The sequence below is a fragment of the Mycoplasmopsis agassizii genome, from assembly GCF_002276225.1.
GTDB lineage: Bacteria > Bacillota_I > Bacilli_A > Mycoplasmatales > Metamycoplasmataceae > Mycoplasmopsis_B > Mycoplasmopsis_B agassizii_A.
The window spans coordinates 19,761-40,492 of sequence record NZ_NQNY01000008.1 but is presented as its reverse complement, the minus strand read 5'-3'; the positions used below and the strand labels follow the sequence as shown (position 1 = coordinate 40,492).

The window sequence follows — 20,732 nt, the reverse complement described above, 5'->3', positions numbered from 1 at the left end:
TAACTCTAAATAAATTTAGCACAAATTTATTTTTAATCAACAAAATTGGAATTGAATTTTCCAAGTGTTCTTTTAACATCAACCATTTTAATTCAAACTTCAGGACTAAAGTTTTGAATATCAGGAACTAAAAAGTTTGCTTCAAAATAATACATAACGGTTGTTATCTGGTAATTCTTTTGATGGTTTCTGCCACTTTTATAAGTTTCAATTCGATAAGGATGTCAATAATTAATCTTATTAAAAAAGATCTCAATTAAGTTGGGATTATCTGTAGAAATTTCGACATTAATTTTTTTGTACTTTGGATAAAGTATATTTAAAACAAAAGTAGAAATAAAAACAATGGCAAAAGTTGTAATGATTTGAAGCACAAAAAAGTCTCTAAGATAAACAGGCTCAGGTGCATTATTTGTTAAGTTTCATCTTACTGAAGCATAAATAATAAAATAAAGTACAACAGTTGAAAGTGAAAAAACACGCATAATTGAACCCACAGATTTTTTATATTTAACTGAAATATAATAACTAACTAACTCAGTTCCTGCAGTTGAAGCGCCTGCTTTTCATAAAATTGCATAAGAAATACCCATCAAAATGCCACCTAAAATTCCATAGATTAAAATCGGTCAAGAATTTGTATAACTAGCTGTTACAACATTAATACTTCAATCATTTGCAAAGTCTGTGATGTTTAATAAAAAGTTTAAAACTGGAGTAATATTTAAAACACTACTTCATAAAACTGAAAATAATAAATAAGTTCAATTTAAAAGTGTGAAAGAAAGCTTGACCTTCTTATGAAAATAAATCATTAATGGAGCATTAACTAGTAAGAACAAAATTCCAAAATATGGTTGTAGTTCTGGAACTAAAAACATAATTAAAGTTGGAATCCCGGTTACTCCTGAAGGTAATGCTTGCGCCCTAGTTATAAAAGCAATAATAATAACGTTTAATAAAAAGGCTGCAAAAAAGATCTTTAAAACGTTTCACTTCTTAATTGCCAGAATCATATATCAAGGTAATTTCTCAATTTCACTTGAAGAAAAACCTTGCGAATAATAAATTGAAGTATTTTTCTTATGTAAAGACATTTTTAACCTAGTAAAAAAGTTTGGTTTCTTATTTGAAGAAACCTCTTTTTTACTAATTAATTCAAATTCTTTATAAGGGCTGTAATTGTCTCAATTCAGCTCTTTTTCTTGTTTTTTTTCTTTAGACATAAAAATTCACCTTATATTATTATTACACTATTTAAATAAGCCTGAAAATTTTTTCACTTTTTTCTGTTTCATGATTAAAATAATCATAATGAAAAAAATAATCATTTACATTGATTTTGAATCAATTTCCACTCCATTTAATTCAGGACTAAGACCTTTTAATAAAGATAATTGATTGCCATTTGCTTATAGCATGGGTACTTATGTGAATTCAAAAACTAAAGGTGAAAAAGAATGAAAAATAATTACAACGATGATTGACTTTTCCAGATTATCTGATCAAAATTCAATAATTCGTGAAGTTAGAAGATGCTTGATTAACGATTTAAAAAAATGATTCGGTAGAGTTGATGAAGAACTTTTATTTTTTAAAGGCTTTGCTCCACAACTTGAAAAGAAAATTTTGGCTCAAGTCATGCCTTTATCAAGTATTGAATCAGTTTTTGAATTTGATAATATTAAGCTTTCTTTATTAACTAAAGAAAGCAATCGAGCTAGTTATTTTCCTTATTTAAAATCACTAGTTAAAGAAAAATTTAATGAAAAAACTATTAAATCAATTCGCCTTAATCAAGATGGTGCTTTAGCAGCTTATGCAGGGGCTTTGCTTTATTCACAAAGCCGTAATATTTTTAATCGTTTTTACATGGAATTTGATCATGAAAAATTACTTGAGGAATTTTTAACTTATTCTGAAGAAGATGTGCAACGCATGCGCTACATTGTTGATAATTTTGAAAAAGTAAGTGAGCGTGCACAACGCATTTTAAAAATTAGAACTTATCGTGAAGATCATCGTGCACAGGCAAAAAGACTAGAAAACTTACTTGAACATCTAAAATCTTATAACTTCCCAGTTGATATTACAATTGCTGAATTATATGAAATTATTGAAAGTGATATTGCTGTAAAACGTTCTTTAGTTGATAAACTAGCAACTAAAATTGAAGAAATTGTCTAGTCTTTAGCAAAAAAAAAGTAATTATTTCAAATTACTTTTAAAACCCTGAAAAAGTGAAAAAAACGGCTTTTTAGTGCTCTGATTGTGCAAAAAGTCGTTTTTTTATTAGTTTTCTTTAAAAGTGCTATTATTTTTTTATATCTATTTTGATTATTGAAAGAGGAAAAATGAAAAAATTCGACGTTGTCGTAATTGGTGCAGGTCCTGGAGGATATACTCTAGCTGCACAACTATCAAGCAATGGTAAAAAAGTTGCTTTGATTGAAAGAAACAAGTTAGGTGGAACTTGTGTTAATATTGGGTGTATTCCAACAAAATCACTAATAACTTCTGCTCGTAGTGTTTTAAGCATGAAAAAAGCTGCAGATTATGGTGTTAAAGTTGCTGACTTTAAAGTACTACTTGCTAAAATCGCTCAAAACGCAGCAGATGTTTCTGCAAAATTAAACGGAGCAATAGCGGGTGCTTTAGAAGGTGCAAAAGTTAAAGTTTTTCAAGGTAAAACTGCTAAATTTTTAGATGATAAAACTATTGATCTAGAAGGTGAAAAAATCACTGCTGAAAAATTTGTAATTGCAACAGGTTCTAGATCTAGACAATTTAAAATTACTAATTCAGCTAAAGCTGCAGGTACAGGAAGATTGATTCACTCAACAAGCGCAATTGCTTTAACTGAATTACCTGAAAAACTAGTAATCATTGGTACAGGTGTAGTTGCTCTAGAATTTGCTTTCTACTTTAGTACTTTAGGTTCAAAAGTTATTTTACTTGAATATGGACCTAAAGCAATGCCTGCATATGATCGTGATTTAGCAAATGAAATTGAAAAAATGCTAAAACAAAATCACGTAGAAATTTTTACAGATGTAAGATTCAAAGAATTTGATGATGAATTAGATTTAGTAATTGAACATGGAGGTAAAACTTTAAAAGTTAAAGCAGATAAATACTTTGCAGCAGTAGGTCGTTATGCTAATAGCGAATTAGCAAATGGCGTTGTTGATATTGATGAAAGAGGAAATATTGTAGTTGATGAATTCTTAAGAACTTCAAAACCACATATTTATGCTATGGGAGATGTTACTGGTAAGAAAATGCTTTCATCAGTTTCATATAAACATGGTGACCAAGTTTTCCAACATATTATGGGATTAGATGTTGATAAAGTAAATGTTGATCATATTCCTTCAAGTCTATATTTAAGTTTAGATGTGGCAAGCGTTGGTAGAAACGAACAACAACTTGAAAAAGATGGTGTTAAATTTGAAAAAATTGTTGTTTCATCAGGACAATTACCTAGACTACATGCTGAACAAAACACTAGTTTTGGATTTATTAAATTATTAGTAGATCCTAAAGAAGATCGTTTATTAGGAGCACACTTAATTTTAAAAGATGCTTCATTATTAATCAATACTTTAGCATTAGCAGTAAGTGGAAAAATTAAATTACATGATTTATTTACAATAGGTCATACTCATCCAACTGTTTCTGAAGGTATTTACTACGCTCTTCGTGGACATTACTTAAAAAATAATTTTTAAGTAATCACAATATGAAAATTAAGTGCTGGTTAGGCACTTAATTTTTTTAGTTTTTTGGTCATTCATGAAGAAATTTTCAATCGTTGAAATCAAATTCTGATAGTTTATTTTTTTCAACCGGAATCATAAATGAAGTTAATCTGTCAGGAACGCCCATCCGTATCATGGGTGATGAACCATGAAAATCGCCAATTTCACTTGTTGGCACTCAACCTCATTCTAGATTAATAGTTTTATTATTAATATCTACATTATATTTAGATATTTCAACACCACCATTTAATTTAGATTCACCTTGAATACTACTATAAAAAATCTGTGAGGCAACATCTTTAATAAATAAGTATACATACTTGTCAAAATCTAATTTACTTTTGATATTTTCATAATTAAATTTTGATGATCAAGGCAGATATTCTTTTTCCAAATTTTCAGGTTTTATTTTCTCATGTCTTAAATCATTTAATTTGTTCAAATAATTTTTATAAAGAGTTTTACCTTCTTCATCCAATCTTAAAGAAGCTTTTAAATCATCTTTGTTTTTGACTATACTAACTGATTTTTCATAAGTTGAATCATACTTTTGCATCTCATCATCTACAAAATAAAGATTTGCATTAAAGTTATTAGATGATTTTGGAAAGCTTCTAGTGTAGGTTTGTTCTTTTTTATAATCCCATTTAAACTTGGGTATAAAATACGTATGATGGTCATTAGGATCATAGTGTTTTTTAACTCAGTATTTATAAATATCTTTTGAATCTAATCCTTTCTCTTCTTGAAATTTTTTCATATCTGCATGATATTCTTCATTTGTTTTCAAGATTACTTCACCATTACCTTTTATTATTGGGTAATTATCAGCTTTGAATTTTGTGATACCTCCATTTAGCATTATTCAATTACTAAATGTAAAATTTGAATATCCATACATATTAAATTGAAGATAAGGTTTATTATCAGATGTTTGTTTCTCGTAGACAGAAGCATCTTTTTCAAGTTGTTTAACTTTAAAATCGCTAGAACTGCATGATGCTAGTGCTATTACTCCTGAAGTAGCAATAAAAGTTGTTAAGAGAATTAATAACTTCTTAATTCTTTTAGATTTTTGAATATGTAAATGCAACATCTAAATCACTCCTTCTATTTTCATCACCTAGGCTAAGATTAAAATAGTATCATCCTCTTTTTTCTAGATTGATTTCTATAGTTTTAGTGTTTGTTTTTTGCTCTTCATAGTATTTATTACGATAATTTTTTGCTGGAATTTTTTTTCCTTCCCAATCAGTTTGTATTTCAAAATCAACAGGAACTGGCCCAATATGTTCATATTTAGTTTCGCCTGAAAATAAACCAGTTCGAACTCATCGGGTTTCAAAAGAATCTTTATTTTCTCATGTTATGTTGATTCTATATTTCCCTGGTTCATAAAAAAATTCAGCCATTTTATAGGGATTATTATACGTGTTATCCCTATGGATTTTTTCGTATCTAATATGTTTTAATGATTCTCTTACTTTATCAAATTTAACTGAACCAAAACCTTTTTGCTCATCATAGATATTGTCATTTACATTTGATTTTCAATCTGCGAAAGATTGAGGGTTTCTTGAACCTGCTATTAAGGCACTTTTCATAATAAGTGAGTCTGAGCCTTTATCAAAATAAGAACTGTAATTTGTTTTTAGAATTGATGCTATTGCTGTAATAGTTGGAGCAGATAAACTTGTGCCATTTCAAACATCTAAATTATTATTAGTTTCTTTTGTTTCATAATTAGATCAAAATGAATCTATTGCTGAAACAGAAATATAATTTTCAAGCATCGAATATTCACTATAATATTGAGAATTATTTAAGTTCTGATCATCCAAAGCACCAACTATAATTGAATTATATGATAGACTGTAAGAATCAAGTCATTTTGCAATCTCCTGTGGTGTTCTGTATTTGATAATTTTTCCATGAATATCCAATAATGGTCTTGTTCCATCATTACCAGCTGCCTTAATAAATATAACTTCTGGATTTGCCAGAATAAAATTATCAAGTCATGCTGAGTTATCGTTGTACAGAGTCTTAATATTTTCTTCATCTACATCTGAAGAACCTCAACTATTGTTAATAATTTTAACACCTCTAGAAACTAGATCATTAATAGCTCCATGAACTCCACTTCATTCGAGCTAACTACTGCTATATAATTTTATATATGGATTTAACCCTTGATTACCAATTATAACCTCAGAAACAACATTAGCGTGTTCACTAATTGATCCACTTCCCACAACCACATCATTTGAATTATAAATTCTAGAATTTTTGTTAATAACTCCATTTCATTCTAAAACTCCGACTTTTACTCTAGGGTGCATGTATCAATTATCTCGAGCTTTTATTCTCTCTTTTTTTAAAATATCTTTTGTGAATCCTGCTTCCTCGTATCGTGTTTTATTTACTTGGTTATATTTATTTCAAACGTTTTCCTCATCTATATTGGGTCTAGTGATAGGTCTATAATTTGAGGAACCAGTATCTTGTGATGATGTATCTGTTGGATGGTCAAAATAACCATTATCCATAACTGAACTCATGTTTCTTTTTTTTCATTCTTTTATAGTTGAATGTGTCTCATAAACATTTACTTGAAGCAATATTTCTTGTTCAATTTTAAAATCAATTAAACTAGTAAATAATTTCTTCAGGTCATTTAAGTCATTATATGCAATAGAAAATGATAACCCATATTCGGCATATGAATATTCATAATTATCTTTAATAAGATTTACAAGTTTTTCAATATAATGATTAATAATATCTTTAGGTGTGCTTGCTTTAAAGACAATTTCCATTCTATTCACACCATTAATCACCATCATTTTTTCTTTTTTAACTAAACTGTTTGATGAAAATTGTTGGTACCCTTTGTAATTAACAGGCAAACCAGTAACCATCTTTTCAATTGATTCAGCATTTAGAATTTTTTCTAAAATTAAGTCATTTTCAGATTTAATTTCATTTTTTATTTCAGCGTTTTCGTTATTATTGATCGCTGATATAGCAGCAAAACTAGATAAGATAGTAATTCCTGTTATTAATGAACCAAACAAAAGTTTGATTTTATTTTTTAATTTATAATTTTTCATAGTAACTCCAAATTTTTTAATATTTAATGAAGTTGTGCTAAAAGAAGTATATTAAGAAATTGACGAACACAACAAAATTTCTATACTAATCCTCCTTACTTGCAAAAATTTTACTTTATCTAAAAAAAAATAAATTTTTTATTATTACTAAATTATTTGAACAAATTAAATCCTCAAAATATGGTATAATATAACTCTATAAAATGCTTGTGTAAATTTTGAACCAGATTCTAGTAAATTTAAAATAAAATAGACTTATTTAAAAGCCTATCTATAAATATTTTTCTTTGTATTTGATCTTTTGATCATTTCTTTTTAGATGTTTTTAAAACTTAATAGCTGCATCTGCGATACGATTTTCATAAGGTTTAATTTTTTGGTCTCTAGTCAGTTTTTTTTCAGGTGAACCTCCAACGTCCATGCCTTCTAATAATGTAACTGAAACATCAAAACCTATAAATTCAAGAGGAATTTTTACTGAATCGATCATATGTTTTTTAATATCTTCTTCAGGAATTGAACCCATTGTAATTAAAACATGAGCTTTTTTACCAACGAATTTTCCTGCTGAAACTGTTTTTTGTTGCACAGCATCAAAAACCATGTTAAAGGTTTTACGAGCAATAGTAATGCGATTAATTAAAGAAATAAAAACAGGTGAAGGTTTAAAGTTAATTGTACTTGTTGCAAAAACAATCTTGTCGTGTTTATTAAAAATTTCAATATATTTATCAGCAACGCCATCACCATAATAATCTAAAAAGTTTTGAGATGTTAGATTTTTTTCTAAAGCAACATCTTCATTTAAATCCATCACAGTAATTTCATCTTCAGGATTTGTGTGTTTGTAATTAGTTATAAAATCATCAAGTGCTAATGTTGAAGCACTTGTAGTTTTTCTAATTGGACTTGTGTATAAGACTAGTAATTTATTCATAAGATTATTATGCTACTTTTATGACAAATTTTCCACTAAAATTAAAAAATATGAAAAAAGGGCTTAAAACTGCAAAAAAATATCTTTTTGATAAATATTCAAAATTTTTTGAATTCTTGTGGTAAATAAGCAAAAGAAAAAATATTTTTTCTATACAATAAGAACTAAATGAATAATTTATTTAAAAAAATTAAACAAAAAAATACTGTTGAAAAAGATCTAAAAAAGAAGAAAATTTCTTTTATCAGCACTATTTTTATCGTTATCGGTTCTTGTATTGGTGCAGGAATATTTTTCAAATCTCAATCAATCTTAAATAATTCATCGGGTTCATTAGTATTAGCAATTTTTTCTTGAGTTTTAGCTGCTTTTACAGTTATAGCAATGTCATTTGCTTTAATTGAGGTTGCTTCATCAGGAGTAAATAGTAACTTATCAATTGTTGCTTGAAATAAATCTTTTAATTCTAATTTCATTTATAAAACAAGTAAAAACTTCATTGTTTTTATTTATTTACCGTTAACAATGTTTGTAATGCCGATTTATTTTTTTCAGAGTTTGCAAGATTCTTATCAAATGTTTTCAGGTGCACAAACAGCAAATTTAACTGATAATTTAGACTGATTAATAGCAATTGCAGTAACAGTTTTTTTAACTTTTTATTTCTTAGTTTTTTCAGGTTTATTTGCAAAAATCGGAAACTTGCAAAACAAAATTATTTTTATATTTAAGTTTATTCCACTTGTTTTAGCAATTTTAATGGGTTATATTTTACTTTCTTCAGGAGCACAATCTAGTGCTCAAGTTAATGTTAATTTTACTAATATAAAAGAATTTGTCGCACAAGGAAATCTATTAAGTAATTTACCTGGTCTAGGTATTTTTGTGGCTTTATCAGCAATCTTTTTTGCCTATGATGGTTTCTATGTTTCAGCAGGAATTCAAAGTGAAGTTGAAAAACCTAAAAAGACACCTTTTGCAATTTTAATAGGGTTAATTGTGATTACAGTTATTTATCTCTTAATTGCAATTTCTATGTCAATTGTAGGTGATGGAACTGTTACAGGATTTTTAGATGTAGCCATTTCTATAGGCTGAAATGTTGAAGTTATTAGAATTATTTTAGGTATCACTAATGTTTTAATTGCAATTGGTGTTTTAGGAATTTTAAATGGTTTTTCAATGTGATTTCCCCGTGTTATGGAGGATTTAGTTAAAAATGATGAGTTCTATTTCAATGATTATTGAAAGAAAAAAATGAAATCAGATAAGCCAATTGTAGGGGTTATTTTAGCTTTACTTTTATCGGTTCCAATTATTATTGTTTTTTCAATTATAGGTACTTTTGCATATCATTCTAATGGATTAGAAGTCTATGGTCAAAACATTTCTAAGCTATATAGTTTTACAGATTTAATGTCTTCTTGAACATCAGTAATAGTTTTTTTATTTATTGTTTTTGCAATTTATGGAGCCTTAAAGAATCGTAAAACTCAACATATAAAAGTTGAACAATTTAAATATTTTAAACTCTTTGCATATATCTCAATTATTCTTGTTGGGATCTCAATGTTAGTGACTGTTGTCGTTGCTTTTTTTGATTTATCTTTAATTCCAGCAATTGCAAGGGAAAATTTAACTAATGAAATTTTAACTTCAAGAATAGCTTCTGTTATTGTTTTAATTCTTTTTATAGTTATATCAATTGCTCCAATTTATATAGAAAAAAGATTTAAGAAAAACACCACACATGTTATAAACTAAACATGTTTCCTGGTGTTTCATTTCTTTCAAAAATTTCAAAACCTTTTTTCCTAAATTTAATTTTTATTTCATAAACATTAGGATTAAGACTTTGCTCTAAAATTAATAAATCTTCAAAATACTCTAAATTAGCAAATGGTAAAATGCCTGCACTAATTAATTTTATTGCTGTTTTATCTCAGATGATAGTTATATTTTTTGTAACCTTATCTTCATGATTTAATTCATCTAAATTTTTTAAAATTTCATTTGTGATCTGAAATTTAAAATTATTAATTTTTTGCAAGATATTAAAATCAAAAAAATCTTTATCACCATTTGTATAAATTAATCATGAAAATCTAGTTAGATCTAAATCTTTTGACATTTGTTCTAAAGTGCCGTATTTTGCGTGTATTTCATCATCTTTTCGATCAATATTTAACCTATAAAATCCAGGAACTATTTGATAAAAAGATTTTCATTTTCTTATTTTAATTTTAATCATGTTTTACTTCTTTTAATTAATTTCATACTTAATAAATTTAATTAAAATATTATATTTGTTTTTGTCTTGTATAACTTGAATGAATTTTTTTATCTTCTTTTTTATTGGATTTATGTTTATTTAATAAATCACTTATATAAGTCATTTCTGAATTATTTAATTTTATATTTAAGAAGTTATCCATCTCATCAAGAATGTTAGTTAGATTTTTTTCATTAGTTACAACAACATGACTTGGTTGATCTATTATTTTTACATCTTCAGCTTTTGAATCAAAAACAATTACTGAAAGCATAGGTAATTTGACATTTAACATTTTAAGAATATGTTCAATATGTTTATCATTTTGAATAATAGGATTTTTAATATCATGAATTTTATTACCAATTTGTTTAGTTCAAATGGGCTCATCTGCTTTACCTGTAATTTTTCCGTTTATCGATTTAAGTTCCAAAACTAAAATTGCTCTAGCAGTTATTAAAATTCCATCTACTTCAAAATATTTGTCATCATCATAAGAATAAATTGATGCAGGATGAAATAATTTATTTTTATCTCCAACTCAAGTTGTAATTAATTTTTCAACTCTTTTTTCAAAAGCATATCCTATTTTTTTTGTTTTACTTTTTCTTAATCTTGCACTTAATCAAAAAGCAAAAATAATTATAAAGATAACTAATAATGAACCTAAACCAAGTCCAATTCCTAAAATATAATTAAACATTTTCTTATTATACTTTCTCAAGCGATTTATCTTAATTTTTTTATGCATTAAATTTTAATTTTTTATAGATTTCAAGCTTCAAAAGTGCCGAAATTAGTAAAAAATAAGTATCAGGTGCAAAAAAGATAAATTTTTAATGTTTTTGTTCAAACTTCAATAATTATTTTATAATCATAACGTGCAGATATGCCAAACTATTCTAGTTTAAGTGTTATTCTGCCAATCTAACGCTTAAACAAAGAAAAAACCTTGCTTTTCTAAAGCGAGGTTTTTAAATATTTTTTTTATTTCTGTAAGATATTTAAAACACCTTTTAAGGAGTATCTTATGAATAATTCAACTTCAACAAAAAATCAATGGCTCGATAAGCAAACTCTAAAAGATTTTTTTAAGAATCAAATCAGATTTACAACTTTTGATGTAGCTTTAGCAGGAATCTTAATGGCAATTGCTATCATTGTCAATTACATTACTAATCTAAGCTTAACTGGAGTTTTAAATATTGATGCAGAAGTAATCTTTAGTATTTTTTTTGGAATTATTTTTGGTCCTTTAAAAGGTTCTTTTTTATCAGTTGTTTTAGATCACTTAAACTTATTAGTCAGAGGTCGTATTGGCTTTTGAATGTGAGAATACGCAATCATTGCCTTGTTATTACCAATGATTGCTTGATTCTTTTTTAATATTAGAAAAATTAAAAGTAACTTAAAAGCATATCTACCAGTTTTAATTGTGATTGTTACAATAATAATGGCTTACAGCTTATTTTTTAATCTGGCAAATCCTTTTTCTACTCAAAGAGTAGATGGGTTTAATCAACGCTTTTCTTATACAGGTGCTGTAATTGCTATTACAGTTGCTACTGCCTTAATTTTGATAGCAACTTTCCATGTTGGTGAAAGATATTTAATTACTAAAAAAGCAATGTATATTGATGTTTTAATCATTGTTTCCTTAGTTGTTTTTGTACAGGTTTTATTTAGATGATTATGAGGACCTTTTGCCTTTATAAATTACTTACATCGTTTTACACGTAATGTAAATAATCGCACATACGAAAATTCATATACTTTTTATATGATTCCAATTGTAATCAAAACCATGATTACAATTCCTTTATTTAGTTTTGTTTTAGCTGCTTCTGTGCCTAGTTTAATTTATTTTGAACATAAGTACAAAATAAAAAATAAAATGGCTTTAAAAGCAATTTTTAGAAGAAATAGATAGTTCAGTAATAGTTAAAACAAGTATAATAGTTTAGTTAATATTATTGAAAAAGTAAATTTTTTTAAGTGAGGTGTTTATTTTGTTTACCTACATTGATTTATTTGCTGGTATTGGTGGCTTTCATATTGCTATGGATGATTTGGGAGGAAAATGTGTTTTTTGCTTCTGAATGAGACCAAAACTGCAGAATTACTTATGAAACTAATTTTAGAAAAACTAATCAAGAACTTTTTGAAAATGAAAATCAAACATATTTTGCAGGAGATATAACTAAAGTTGATCCTAATTCAATTCCTGATCACGATGTATTATGTGCAGGTTTTCCTTGTCAACCTTTTTCACAAGCTGGTCTTAAAAAAGGTTTTGAAGATACAAGAAGTACTTTATTTTTTAATATTACAAATATAATAAAAATAAAAAAACCGAGAGTAGTTTTTTTAGAAAATGTTCGTGGTTTACTTAAACATGATAATGGCAAAACTTTCGAAATTATTAAAAATACAATGACCGAAGTAGGTTATTCTTTTCACTATAAAATAGTGAAAGCTAGTGATTTTAATTCTCACAACTAAGACCTAGACTTTATATGATTTGTTTTAGAAACGATATAGACGATAGTAATTTTAATTTTCCAGAACCTATTCCATTGGAAAAAGATATGAGTTGAGTTTTCGATGGTGCTTCAGTAAATAAAAAAATTGGCTTTACCTTAAGAGTAGGGGGAAAATCTTCTGAAATAACTGACAGAAGAAATTGAGATGGCTATATTGTAGATGGAAAAGAAAGAAGAATAAGACCTAAATAAGGGGAGAGAATGCAAGGATTCCCTGAGAATTTTGAATTTCCTGTATCAAAAACAGCAGCCATGAAACAGTTAGGAAATTCAGTCGCAATACATGCAGTTAAAGCAGTTGGTAAAGAAATGATTAAAGTTCTAAAAGATGCAATTCAAAAATATTATAATAATCAGAATCAAATTTTCAGTCTTGAATAATCATTCAAAATTTGATTAAAATATTAAATTAAAAGGTATATTAAAAATGAATGCACTCTTAATTAAGTCTGCATTCATTTCTTTATTATCTCATCATAGCAAATGGAAAAATTTAAATTTCATTCTTTTAATAATTATCAGAATAATTTAAATTTATTATTTAGTTTTATTTTCCGGTCAAACACTAGATTCAATTATTTCTATTTCATTTTGTGTCAAACCAAACTTTTTGTATAATTTTTGGTCATTTCAGTTTTCTCTAAAATTAACTAATGGTATTAATTTAAATTCTTTTCTAGTCATATTTTGGGTGTTTTTTATTTGACCTAAAAGAAAATGGAAAAATTTTGTATTTATATAAGATGCAAGATTATCTGCTTGCTTTTCATTATTAAATTCACCTAACACTAAGTATGTTTCGGTTGCTACTGAATTATTATTAATAACCTTCGGAATGATTTTATCAGTAGAAATATTACCTACACCACTTGCTTTAGAGATAATTACTTTTCATTTGTAAGCTATTTCTATGTTTCGTTTAATACTGTGTTTTGATATATAACCTGTATATGGTTTACTATCTCTTCATCCATATATCTTTATAGTGTGTGTGTGTGTGTGTGTGTCGACGTAGTCGCTAAAATTTGATTCAATTCCAAATGGTTTACGAACTGAAACTATAGATTCAAACGTTTTGAAATCATCTCTAGTAACTATTTTTTTAACAATACCAACACCTTTTGAATCCCTTATATGCAAGTCTAAATCAAGTTCATCCATTTTTCTCTTTGAATGAGATACTTCCCCATCTTTATAGAAGTAATAATCAATTTTATCTGCATAATCAGGGCTTGCTAAAAAGTAACAAACACCACCTTTGATTTCAACATTTGCAAAACAATCTGTTGTTTCAAAATGATCGTGAATAGTTATGAAACTTTTTTTAGAGAACATTTGCCTTCTAAAATCATCAAGACCTTTACCACCTGTCATTCATCTTGATGGAATAATCATAGAAACATAATTTGGGTTCATTCTCAATGATGCTAAATAAAATAAATGATAAATAGTAGTAACAGTGTCTTTATCTGTGTTTACTTGCCTTATTATATGATAAGGAGGATTACCAACGATTGCATTAAATTTCATTTTATCATTTCCTTCTTTATTTCAAAATACTTTTTTATTTAACTCATTTGCAAGGTTATTTATTTCATTTTTATCTTTCATTCTTTTAATGATATCCTCAACAACTTGAGCATTAATTTTTTTGTTTCTATAACCAACTAAAGTTCTTTTTGTTATAGATTTTGCCATAGGTGTTTTACAAATAGCATAAATGTTTTTCTCCACAATATCATCTCATATTAAAAGTTTTTGTTCTTGAGATGTTTCTTTATTACCTAAATTTGATAACCTATACATATAAAAAGAATAAGCAAGATATAAAGGATAAAGCCCTGTTTTAGAATTTATATCAAGTACTTGTCTATTTTCAGTGTGAAAAATATAATCTGTAATATCACGCTTTTTAATTAATAATGGTGTAGTAAGAGTATTATTAAAATATTGGTCATAAAAATTATAACCACCAATAGTTCTAGACATATGCATATTAACAACTCTTCATGGTGTTAACACAGTTTCTTTGTCAGGATTTTTAAATGTAGCAAATAATTCAGATATTTTTTTAACCCTTTCTAATGGTTCTAATTCATCAGCAATTTTAGTTTCTATCCTTATTTTCTTGACAGCAGAGGAAAAAACATATGCATCATAATATTTTGAAAATTCTTTAAACATTTCCTTTGTTACACGATTGGGCATAAATTCTTCTCAAGACACATCATCAACTAAATCAGGAAATTTTTCAATTGTAATATCATCTTCAATTGGTATTTCTGCTCCGAAAACCATCAATGGTATTCTTACAGATATTCCTCTTAAAATTGAAATAGCTTTTCTGCGTTTTTCATATGCATCATTAAGTTTTTTTAATTCTTCTTTTTCTGCATCAGTTAAGTCTTTTTTTCGCTTATTTCTAAGTTTTTTAATTCTTTCTAACTCTTCTTTATTTAGACCCTGATTATTAATAATTACATCTTTGTTATCATTTTTCTTTGAAGAATTACCAACAATTTTTTGCAACTCTTTGAACTTTTCATACTCAATATTATCCAGTTTTAATAATTGGTCATTATATAATTTTTTGTTATCAAAACCGCTTCTAACTACTTGTTCAGCATAAACTTTTTTTAATGCTTGATACATATTTGATTCATTATATTTTGTCATTGAACTACCATCAATAGCTATAAAAGGAACAAAATTTAAGAATTTTCCCTTTTTAATATCAAGTGTAGTTTCATCATCATTTATTGATAATGAATTTTCAAATCATTCAGCATATAATTTCAACGCTCTATCTGGTGCAAAATCAAAAACATAACAATTAGTTTTGAGTTTTCCTTCAATTTCACCTGGAGATTGGACTCTAAAAATAGTTTGTAAATACTGTATTGCACTTGTGGAATATTTTCCATATAACATCAATACGGCTGTTCATTCAGGAATTGTCACGCCTGTTGTTAATCTACCACAAGATAAAGTGATTGTTCCAGCACTTTTTTTACTTTTTTTAATTGCCTTCTTTACCTCGTTGAGTGCTTCGCTTGTATTAATTTCTTCATCCCCATCACCTGCAACATTAACAATCTCAAACTGTCCGAATATTTCGTGTTCCTTTAACAATTTTGATAATGCTTTTGCTTCTTTAACTCCTGGAAGCATTCACAAGGTGTGCTTAAACATCTCCTGATATTTCTTGGTTGAAAATGGATAGTTACTTTCTTTGCTTGTTTTAGAAATTAAATTTAAGAAACTTTTGATATCTTTTTCATATACAAAATCACCTTCCATTTGATGGTCGGGAATTTTCTTATTGTCTTTATTTACATCACCAGTTCATGTTCTAAAAAATTCAGAGAAATTAAAAGCTTTGTCTTCTCATGCAATAAATTTAGTAAAAATTTTATCTAAACTATAAGTATAAATATTTAGTTTTGGCAAATCTCAATATGGATTATGATCACCAAAATTATTTATTATTCAGTTACTTTTAGCTTCTTGCTCCATGATGTAATCTCATGTAAAAATTTCATCTTTTGTATAATTATCTATGATTCCGAAAGCAGTACCTGATAATTCAAGTTTTTTGATATAAGGATTATTTTTTTCAATTAATTCTATGACATCTTTTCCTTTTGATGATCTAATGCCCTCATGTGCTTCATCAATAATCAAAAAATCCCAGTTACTTTCAAAAATTGCATCATTTTTTTCATGTTTTCCACCAGCACCTTTTGAACCACGTAAGTCTTGCATTGATGAAAAATAAATAAATTTTTTATTAGATGAATTTAATTCATCAAAAGTTTTTCCTTCTTCTTTAGATCCATATTCATAATCATTATTTCTGTTAAAAACTTTACTGAAATCATCTTTTCATCCGCTTTTTACAACTGGTCTATGACTAATTATGATAGTTCTTGAAAAAGAAAGTTTTTTTACAACCTCAAGTGCTGAAACAGTTTTACCAAAGCGCATTTTTGCATTTCAAAGCATTCTAGCTTTTAAACCACTTTCAATACTTTTTTTAAATCTTTTAACAGTCGTTTCAATTGCCTCTAACTGTTCTGGTCTAAAATCTATAGGGTCTCAATAGTTCGTGCACACTTCTTTATTGTCTAGCGATGATTTTCGTTCCTTAACAGTTTTAATAGCCTTTATAGCTATTTCTAATTTACATTCAAATCATTCTTTGGATTTATTATTATAAAATCCTTTTTTATTTATTCCTGATCTTAACAAGACTTTGTGAACGTCATGGTCTCTAAATATAAAATTTTTAAGTTCCTTGTCTTTGATATCTGCTTTATCAATATCATTATAAACAGCAATTTCAGTATGAAGTAATTCATATTTAATTCCTGCAGTTAATGTATATTGATCAATTCTCTTTTTTGCAGCATAGTTCAAATCGGCACAATTTTCGTTTAATTGTGAATAGTGTTTATCTGTTTTGATAGTTGTTTCACCTATTTTAAGTGCACCTTTATGTGCTTTGTCATTTATTCTAAAAATATAAATCAAGTTATACTCAGATACATTTTCAAATTTGTTATTGATAAATTCCATATTTTCCTTTTGATATGTGTTTTACTCTTTATCCAGTAAATCAATAAATCTAATTATTTTATTTAATCTTCAATCTTTAATTTTTGCATATTGACCTTTATGTTTATGAGAATCATTTCTCATACAACCTAAGCAAAAAATAATTTCTTCAACTGGATCCCCAAAAAGTGAATCTTGTATTATTTTATTTCTATTACATGAAAATGGCACAACGTATTTCAAACCGTCCATTTGAAAAATATTTCAACTAATAATTTTTGCCGCTTTTTTTAAACTAGCAAGGGTAGGTTTTTTTGAAAATTTCTCAATATAGAATTCGACAAATGTTTGAAGCAAATTATTTCTAGCAAGCAATACATTATCACCTTGAAAATCAAAGCCATATGTTCTTTTTAGTGCTAAAAACGAATATTTTAAAAAGTCTTTATCTGTATCTACATTTTCAAAAATAACTCTCAATTTTCTATCTAATAATCCAATACGATCTAATGGTTTAATTATTTCACCAGTGACTGAATCGTATCTACTTGTTAAATAAGGTGCTTCACCACAGGTAATTTCTAATCTTTCTAGATCAATATATTCTTTTCAATTTTTATTTTTAAAATCTACTTTTTTGGTTTTAGTTCAACCATTTTCAGTTTCATGATTAAAAGAATTTTTATATCCAAAAAACTCATTATCAATTAAATTATTTTGTTTATTACAAATTCATGATGGTGTAAATACTTCGGCCATCTGCTTAGTTCTATTATTTTTAATTTCTTTATTTTTATAAACTCTTGGTTGAATAATTTCTTTAGACCCCACAATTAATAACTCAGGTCTAATCTCTGATTCTTCATTATATTTTCATCCATATTTTTCATAATTTTTATTTGCTCAAATAATATTTTTTTTAGTTGTATGATCTATTAAGAGTATTTCATTTAATGAATTTTTTTTCATTTGGCTTTTTTTAACTACTGATTTATTTTTTAAATTTTTAGATGCTTTCATTTCCAAAGTGTACATAAAATTACTCCCATCAATTATTTTTAAAATATTTAAAAGCTAAAAAATCTTGATTTTTTTACTTTTAAATTATTAGTAAAAATTATTTCTTACACCTAAGCTTTATAAGGCTTATTTCAAAAATAAGTTACATTGTTTTTATAAAATTATTAGCTTAATTTTCTTTAAAAATTATAGCAATTTTATTTCTTTTTTCTTCTTCTAAATACTTCTTTTGTACATAGGCAATTAAGTAATTTAATAGGAAAATAATTAAAAAATGTCTTCCCTAAAAAGAGAAAACATTAATAATTAATCGTTTAAATTTTGCCTTTTATTTAGTCTTAAATTACACAAGATTCACAGTCGATATTTTCCATGTAATCGATTACTTCCTGGCGAATTCTTACATAATAAATTGACTTACATTTTTTCTTAAATGCCCGAATATAGGCTTTATTAAGATCTCTTGTAGTAGTTTTATCTGCATCAACAAATAGTGTTAAACTGATTGCTTGATCAACATGTTTTTGAGCTTCTGCTGCTAAATCAATAATAGGATCTGGTCCTAATTCATAAGCTCCATCTTGATAGTATTTTAAATTGTCATCATCAATTTTATAAGCAGGTACATAAACTCTACCAACTTTACCTTCTTTTCTTACTTCAACAGGTGAAACTATTGGTTGTAATGATGCTGTACATGAAGATAAATATGAAATAGATCCTGTAGGTGCAATTGCCATTAAATGTGAATTTGCTAGCCCATGTTTTTTAATTTTTTCAACTAGATCAATTCAGTCTTGTTGTGAAGGAATTGCCACATTATACTTAGCAAAAATTTCTTTAATTTTTTCAGTTTTAGGTAAGTATTCATCTTTAGCAACTTTAGTGTATTTTTCAAAATATGATCCATCTGCGTATTTAGAATTTTTAAAATGTTTATAAACACGTTTTTCATTAATCGCTAAATTATTTGAAGCACGAAAAGCGTGATATGCAGTTGTATAAAAATAAATATTTGTAAAGTCTAAAGCTTCAGGAGAATTATAATAAATTTCATTTGTTGCTAAAAACCCATGCATGTTCATTGCTCCTAAACCTAGAGCATTATTGTTTGAATTTCCTTTTTCAACTGAAGGTGCTGATGAAACATTTGCTAAACGTGAAATAACATCTAAAGCAATAATTGAATCTTCAATCATTTCACCAAATTCAGCACCTGCTTCCATAGCACGAGCGATATTAATTGAACCTAAATTACATGCAATATCTTCTCCTACTTTTGTATAGCTTAAATCTTCACTATATTCACTTGCTGAAGAAGATTGCACAATTTCTGAACATAAATTTGACATGACAACACGCCCTGGATTAGGGTTTGCAGCATTAACTGTATCATCAAATAATAAGTAAGGATAACCTGATTCAAAGTGTAATTGAGCAATAGTTTGAAATAGTTTACGTGCATTAATATAAGTTTTATTAATTTTAGGATTTTTAACTAAATTTTCATATTCATCAGTTACTGAAATATCGTTTAATGTTTTTCCATATACTTTGAAAACATCGTAAGGAGAAAATAAAGCCATGTCTTTATTTTCAGCAGCTAATTTGAAAGTAACATCAGGAACAACAATTCCTAATGATAAAGATTTGATACGAATTTTTTCATCAGCATTTTCTTTTTTAGTATCTAAAAAAGCCATGATATCAGGGTGGTGTGCATGTAAATAAACAGCACCTGCGCCTTGTCTTTGTCCTAGTTGATTAGCGTAAGAAAAAGAATCTTCAAGTAATTTCATAACAGGTAAAACACCAGTTGCTTGTCCTTGAATATTTTTAATAGGAGCTCCTGCTTCACGTACATTTGAAAGTGATAAAGCAACCCCTCCACCACGTTTTGATAACTGTAATGAAGTTGAAATACCACGAGCAATTGATTCCATATTATCTTCAACTCTTAGTAAAAAACAAGAAACGTATTCTCCACGTTGTTTTTTACCTGCATTTAAAAATGTTGGAGTTGCAGGTTGATATCTTTGAGTCATCATTTGTTTAATCATTACTTTTGCACGCTCAAATTTACCTTCACCAAAAAGTAAGGCATTCATTAAAACACGGTCTTCATAAGTTTCTAAATATTGAGAGTTATCAAAAGTTTTTAAAGCATATGAAGTGTAGAATTTTAAAGCACCCATGAATGACATAAATTCAAATTTAAATGAATATGCATATTCATGTAGTTCTCTAAGTTGATCCATTGTGTATTGGTTAATAACTTGTGCATCGTAATATTCATTTTCAATTAATCACTCAATGCGGTGTTGAAAATTATCAAATTCTTTTGTTCTAGGTAATACATGTGAATGCATGTATTCTAAAACTGCACTTTGATCAGCATGGAAATTATTTTTTCCATTGATCACCATTCTTGCTAAAGCATTTAAAACGATATATTCATCGTTTGCATCATTTAACATGTCAATTTCTTTGGTTTCACTCATGGTGGTTTCTCTTTTCTTATTAAAA

Annotated in this window: 17 protein-coding genes; 7 read left to right on the top strand and 10 right to left on the bottom strand. The window is 27.0% G+C overall.

Annotation, left to right across the window (positions count from 1 at the left end; all coding sequences use genetic code 4):
* Positions 1-32 precede the first annotated feature (32 nt).
* Positions 33-1,226 (bottom strand): YitT family protein, encoded by a 1,194-nt coding sequence (locus CJJ23_RS02935; protein WP_095334873.1) that lies wholly within the window; start codon positions 1,224-1,226, stop codon positions 33-35.
* A gap of 88 nt (positions 1,227-1,314) precedes the next feature.
* On the opposite strand from CJJ23_RS02935, the gene CJJ23_RS02930 reads away from it, so the two are divergent.
* Together CJJ23_RS02930 and CJJ23_RS02925 are read left to right on the top strand one after the other, a co-directional pair.
* On the top strand, positions 1,315-2,187 hold the full coding sequence (locus CJJ23_RS02930) for a hypothetical protein (RefSeq protein ID WP_143823621.1): 873 nt from the start codon (positions 1,315-1,317) through the stop codon (positions 2,185-2,187).
* Positions 2,188-2,354: 167 nt separating this feature from the next.
* Entirely contained in the window at positions 2,355-3,731 is a 1,377-nt protein-coding gene (locus CJJ23_RS02925) for a dihydrolipoyl dehydrogenase family protein (protein WP_095334871.1), read from the top strand.
* A 46-nt stretch (positions 3,732-3,777) separates the two neighbouring features.
* Here the strand turns inward: CJJ23_RS02925 and CJJ23_RS02920 are convergent, their stop codons facing one another.
* The 4 genes from CJJ23_RS02920 to CJJ23_RS02905 all read right to left on the bottom strand — a co-directional run bounded on the left by CJJ23_RS02920 (position 3,778) and on the right by CJJ23_RS02905 (position 7,814).
* On the bottom strand, positions 3,778-4,860 hold the full coding sequence (locus tag CJJ23_RS02920; RefSeq protein WP_095334870.1) for a hypothetical protein: 1,083 nt from the start codon (positions 4,858-4,860) through the stop codon (positions 3,778-3,780).
* Positions 4,832-5,707 (bottom strand): S8 family serine peptidase, encoded by an 876-nt coding sequence (locus CJJ23_RS02915; RefSeq protein ID WP_095334869.1) that lies wholly within the window; start codon positions 5,705-5,707, stop codon positions 4,832-4,834. The genes CJJ23_RS02920 and CJJ23_RS02915 overlap by 29 nt, the downstream gene beginning before the upstream one ends.
* Before the next feature lie 210 nt (positions 5,708-5,917).
* A complete protein-coding gene (locus CJJ23_RS02910; RefSeq protein ID WP_095334868.1) occupies positions 5,918-6,877 on the bottom strand; it encodes a hypothetical protein in 960 nt (319 codons plus the stop codon).
* Positions 6,878-7,202: 325 nt separating this feature from the next.
* Complete coding sequence (locus CJJ23_RS02905; protein WP_095334867.1) at positions 7,203-7,814, bottom strand: NAD(P)H-dependent oxidoreductase; 612 nt, start codon at positions 7,812-7,814, stop codon at positions 7,203-7,205.
* A 168-nt stretch (positions 7,815-7,982) separates the two neighbouring features.
* Here CJJ23_RS02905 and CJJ23_RS02900 point away from each other — a divergent pair, with 168 nt between their 5' ends.
* Positions 7,983-9,578, top strand: coding sequence for an APC family permease (locus CJJ23_RS02900; RefSeq protein ID WP_095334866.1), 1,596 nt, complete (start codon positions 7,983-7,985; stop codon positions 9,576-9,578).
* Here the strand turns inward: CJJ23_RS02900 and CJJ23_RS02895 are convergent.
* Positions 9,568-10,065 carry an MPN499 family protein gene (locus tag CJJ23_RS02895; RefSeq protein ID WP_095334865.1) on the bottom strand — a complete coding sequence of 166 codons (498 nt, stop codon included), beginning with the start codon at positions 10,063-10,065 and terminating at the stop codon, positions 9,568-9,570. The genes CJJ23_RS02900 and CJJ23_RS02895 overlap by 11 nt on opposite strands.
* 49 nt (positions 10,066-10,114) lie before the next feature.
* Entirely contained in the window at positions 10,115-10,837 is a 723-nt protein-coding gene (locus CJJ23_RS02890) for a nuclease-related domain-containing protein (protein ID WP_143823620.1), read from the bottom strand.
* A gap of 279 nt (positions 10,838-11,116) precedes the next feature.
* Here CJJ23_RS02890 and CJJ23_RS02885 point away from each other — a divergent pair, with 279 nt between their 5' ends.
* From CJJ23_RS02885 to CJJ23_RS05185, 4 genes are all read left to right on the top strand, one after another.
* Positions 11,117-12,016, top strand: a complete 900-nt coding sequence (locus CJJ23_RS02885) for an ECF transporter S component (RefSeq protein ID WP_095334863.1) — start codon at positions 11,117-11,119, stop codon at positions 12,014-12,016.
* Positions 12,017-12,168: 152 nt separating this feature from the next.
* Positions 12,169-12,588 carry a DNA cytosine methyltransferase gene (locus CJJ23_RS05195; RefSeq protein ID WP_214608192.1) on the top strand — a complete coding sequence of 140 codons (420 nt, stop codon included), beginning with the start codon at positions 12,169-12,171 and terminating at the stop codon, positions 12,586-12,588.
* Between the two features lie 86 nt (positions 12,589-12,674).
* A complete protein-coding gene (locus tag CJJ23_RS05190; RefSeq protein ID WP_234805550.1) occupies positions 12,675-12,821 on the top strand; it encodes a hypothetical protein in 147 nt (48 codons plus the stop codon).
* A 9-nt stretch (positions 12,822-12,830) separates the two neighbouring features.
* Positions 12,831-13,010 carry a DNA cytosine methyltransferase gene (locus CJJ23_RS05185; protein ID WP_095334860.1) on the top strand — a complete coding sequence of 60 codons (180 nt, stop codon included), beginning with the start codon at positions 12,831-12,833 and terminating at the stop codon, positions 13,008-13,010.
* Between the two features lie 156 nt (positions 13,011-13,166).
* Here CJJ23_RS05185 and CJJ23_RS02865 read toward each other — a convergent pair whose 3' ends face one another.
* The 3 genes from CJJ23_RS02865 to nrdE form a co-directional block, all read right to left on the bottom strand.
* Positions 13,167-17,207, bottom strand: coding sequence for an Eco57I restriction-modification methylase domain-containing protein (locus CJJ23_RS02865; protein ID WP_095334859.1), 4,041 nt, complete (start codon positions 17,205-17,207; stop codon positions 13,167-13,169).
* A 21-nt stretch (positions 17,208-17,228) separates the two neighbouring features.
* The gene (locus CJJ23_RS02860) at positions 17,229-18,221 is read right to left on the bottom strand and encodes a hypothetical protein (protein WP_214608191.1); all 993 of its coding nucleotides are present in this window, start codon (positions 18,219-18,221) and stop codon (positions 17,229-17,231) included.
* Between the two features lie 323 nt (positions 18,222-18,544).
* Positions 18,545-20,707 (bottom strand): class 1b ribonucleoside-diphosphate reductase subunit alpha, encoded by a 2,163-nt coding sequence (nrdE, locus tag CJJ23_RS02855; RefSeq protein ID WP_095334858.1) that lies wholly within the window; start codon positions 20,705-20,707, stop codon positions 18,545-18,547.
* Positions 20,708-20,732 lie beyond the last annotated feature (25 nt).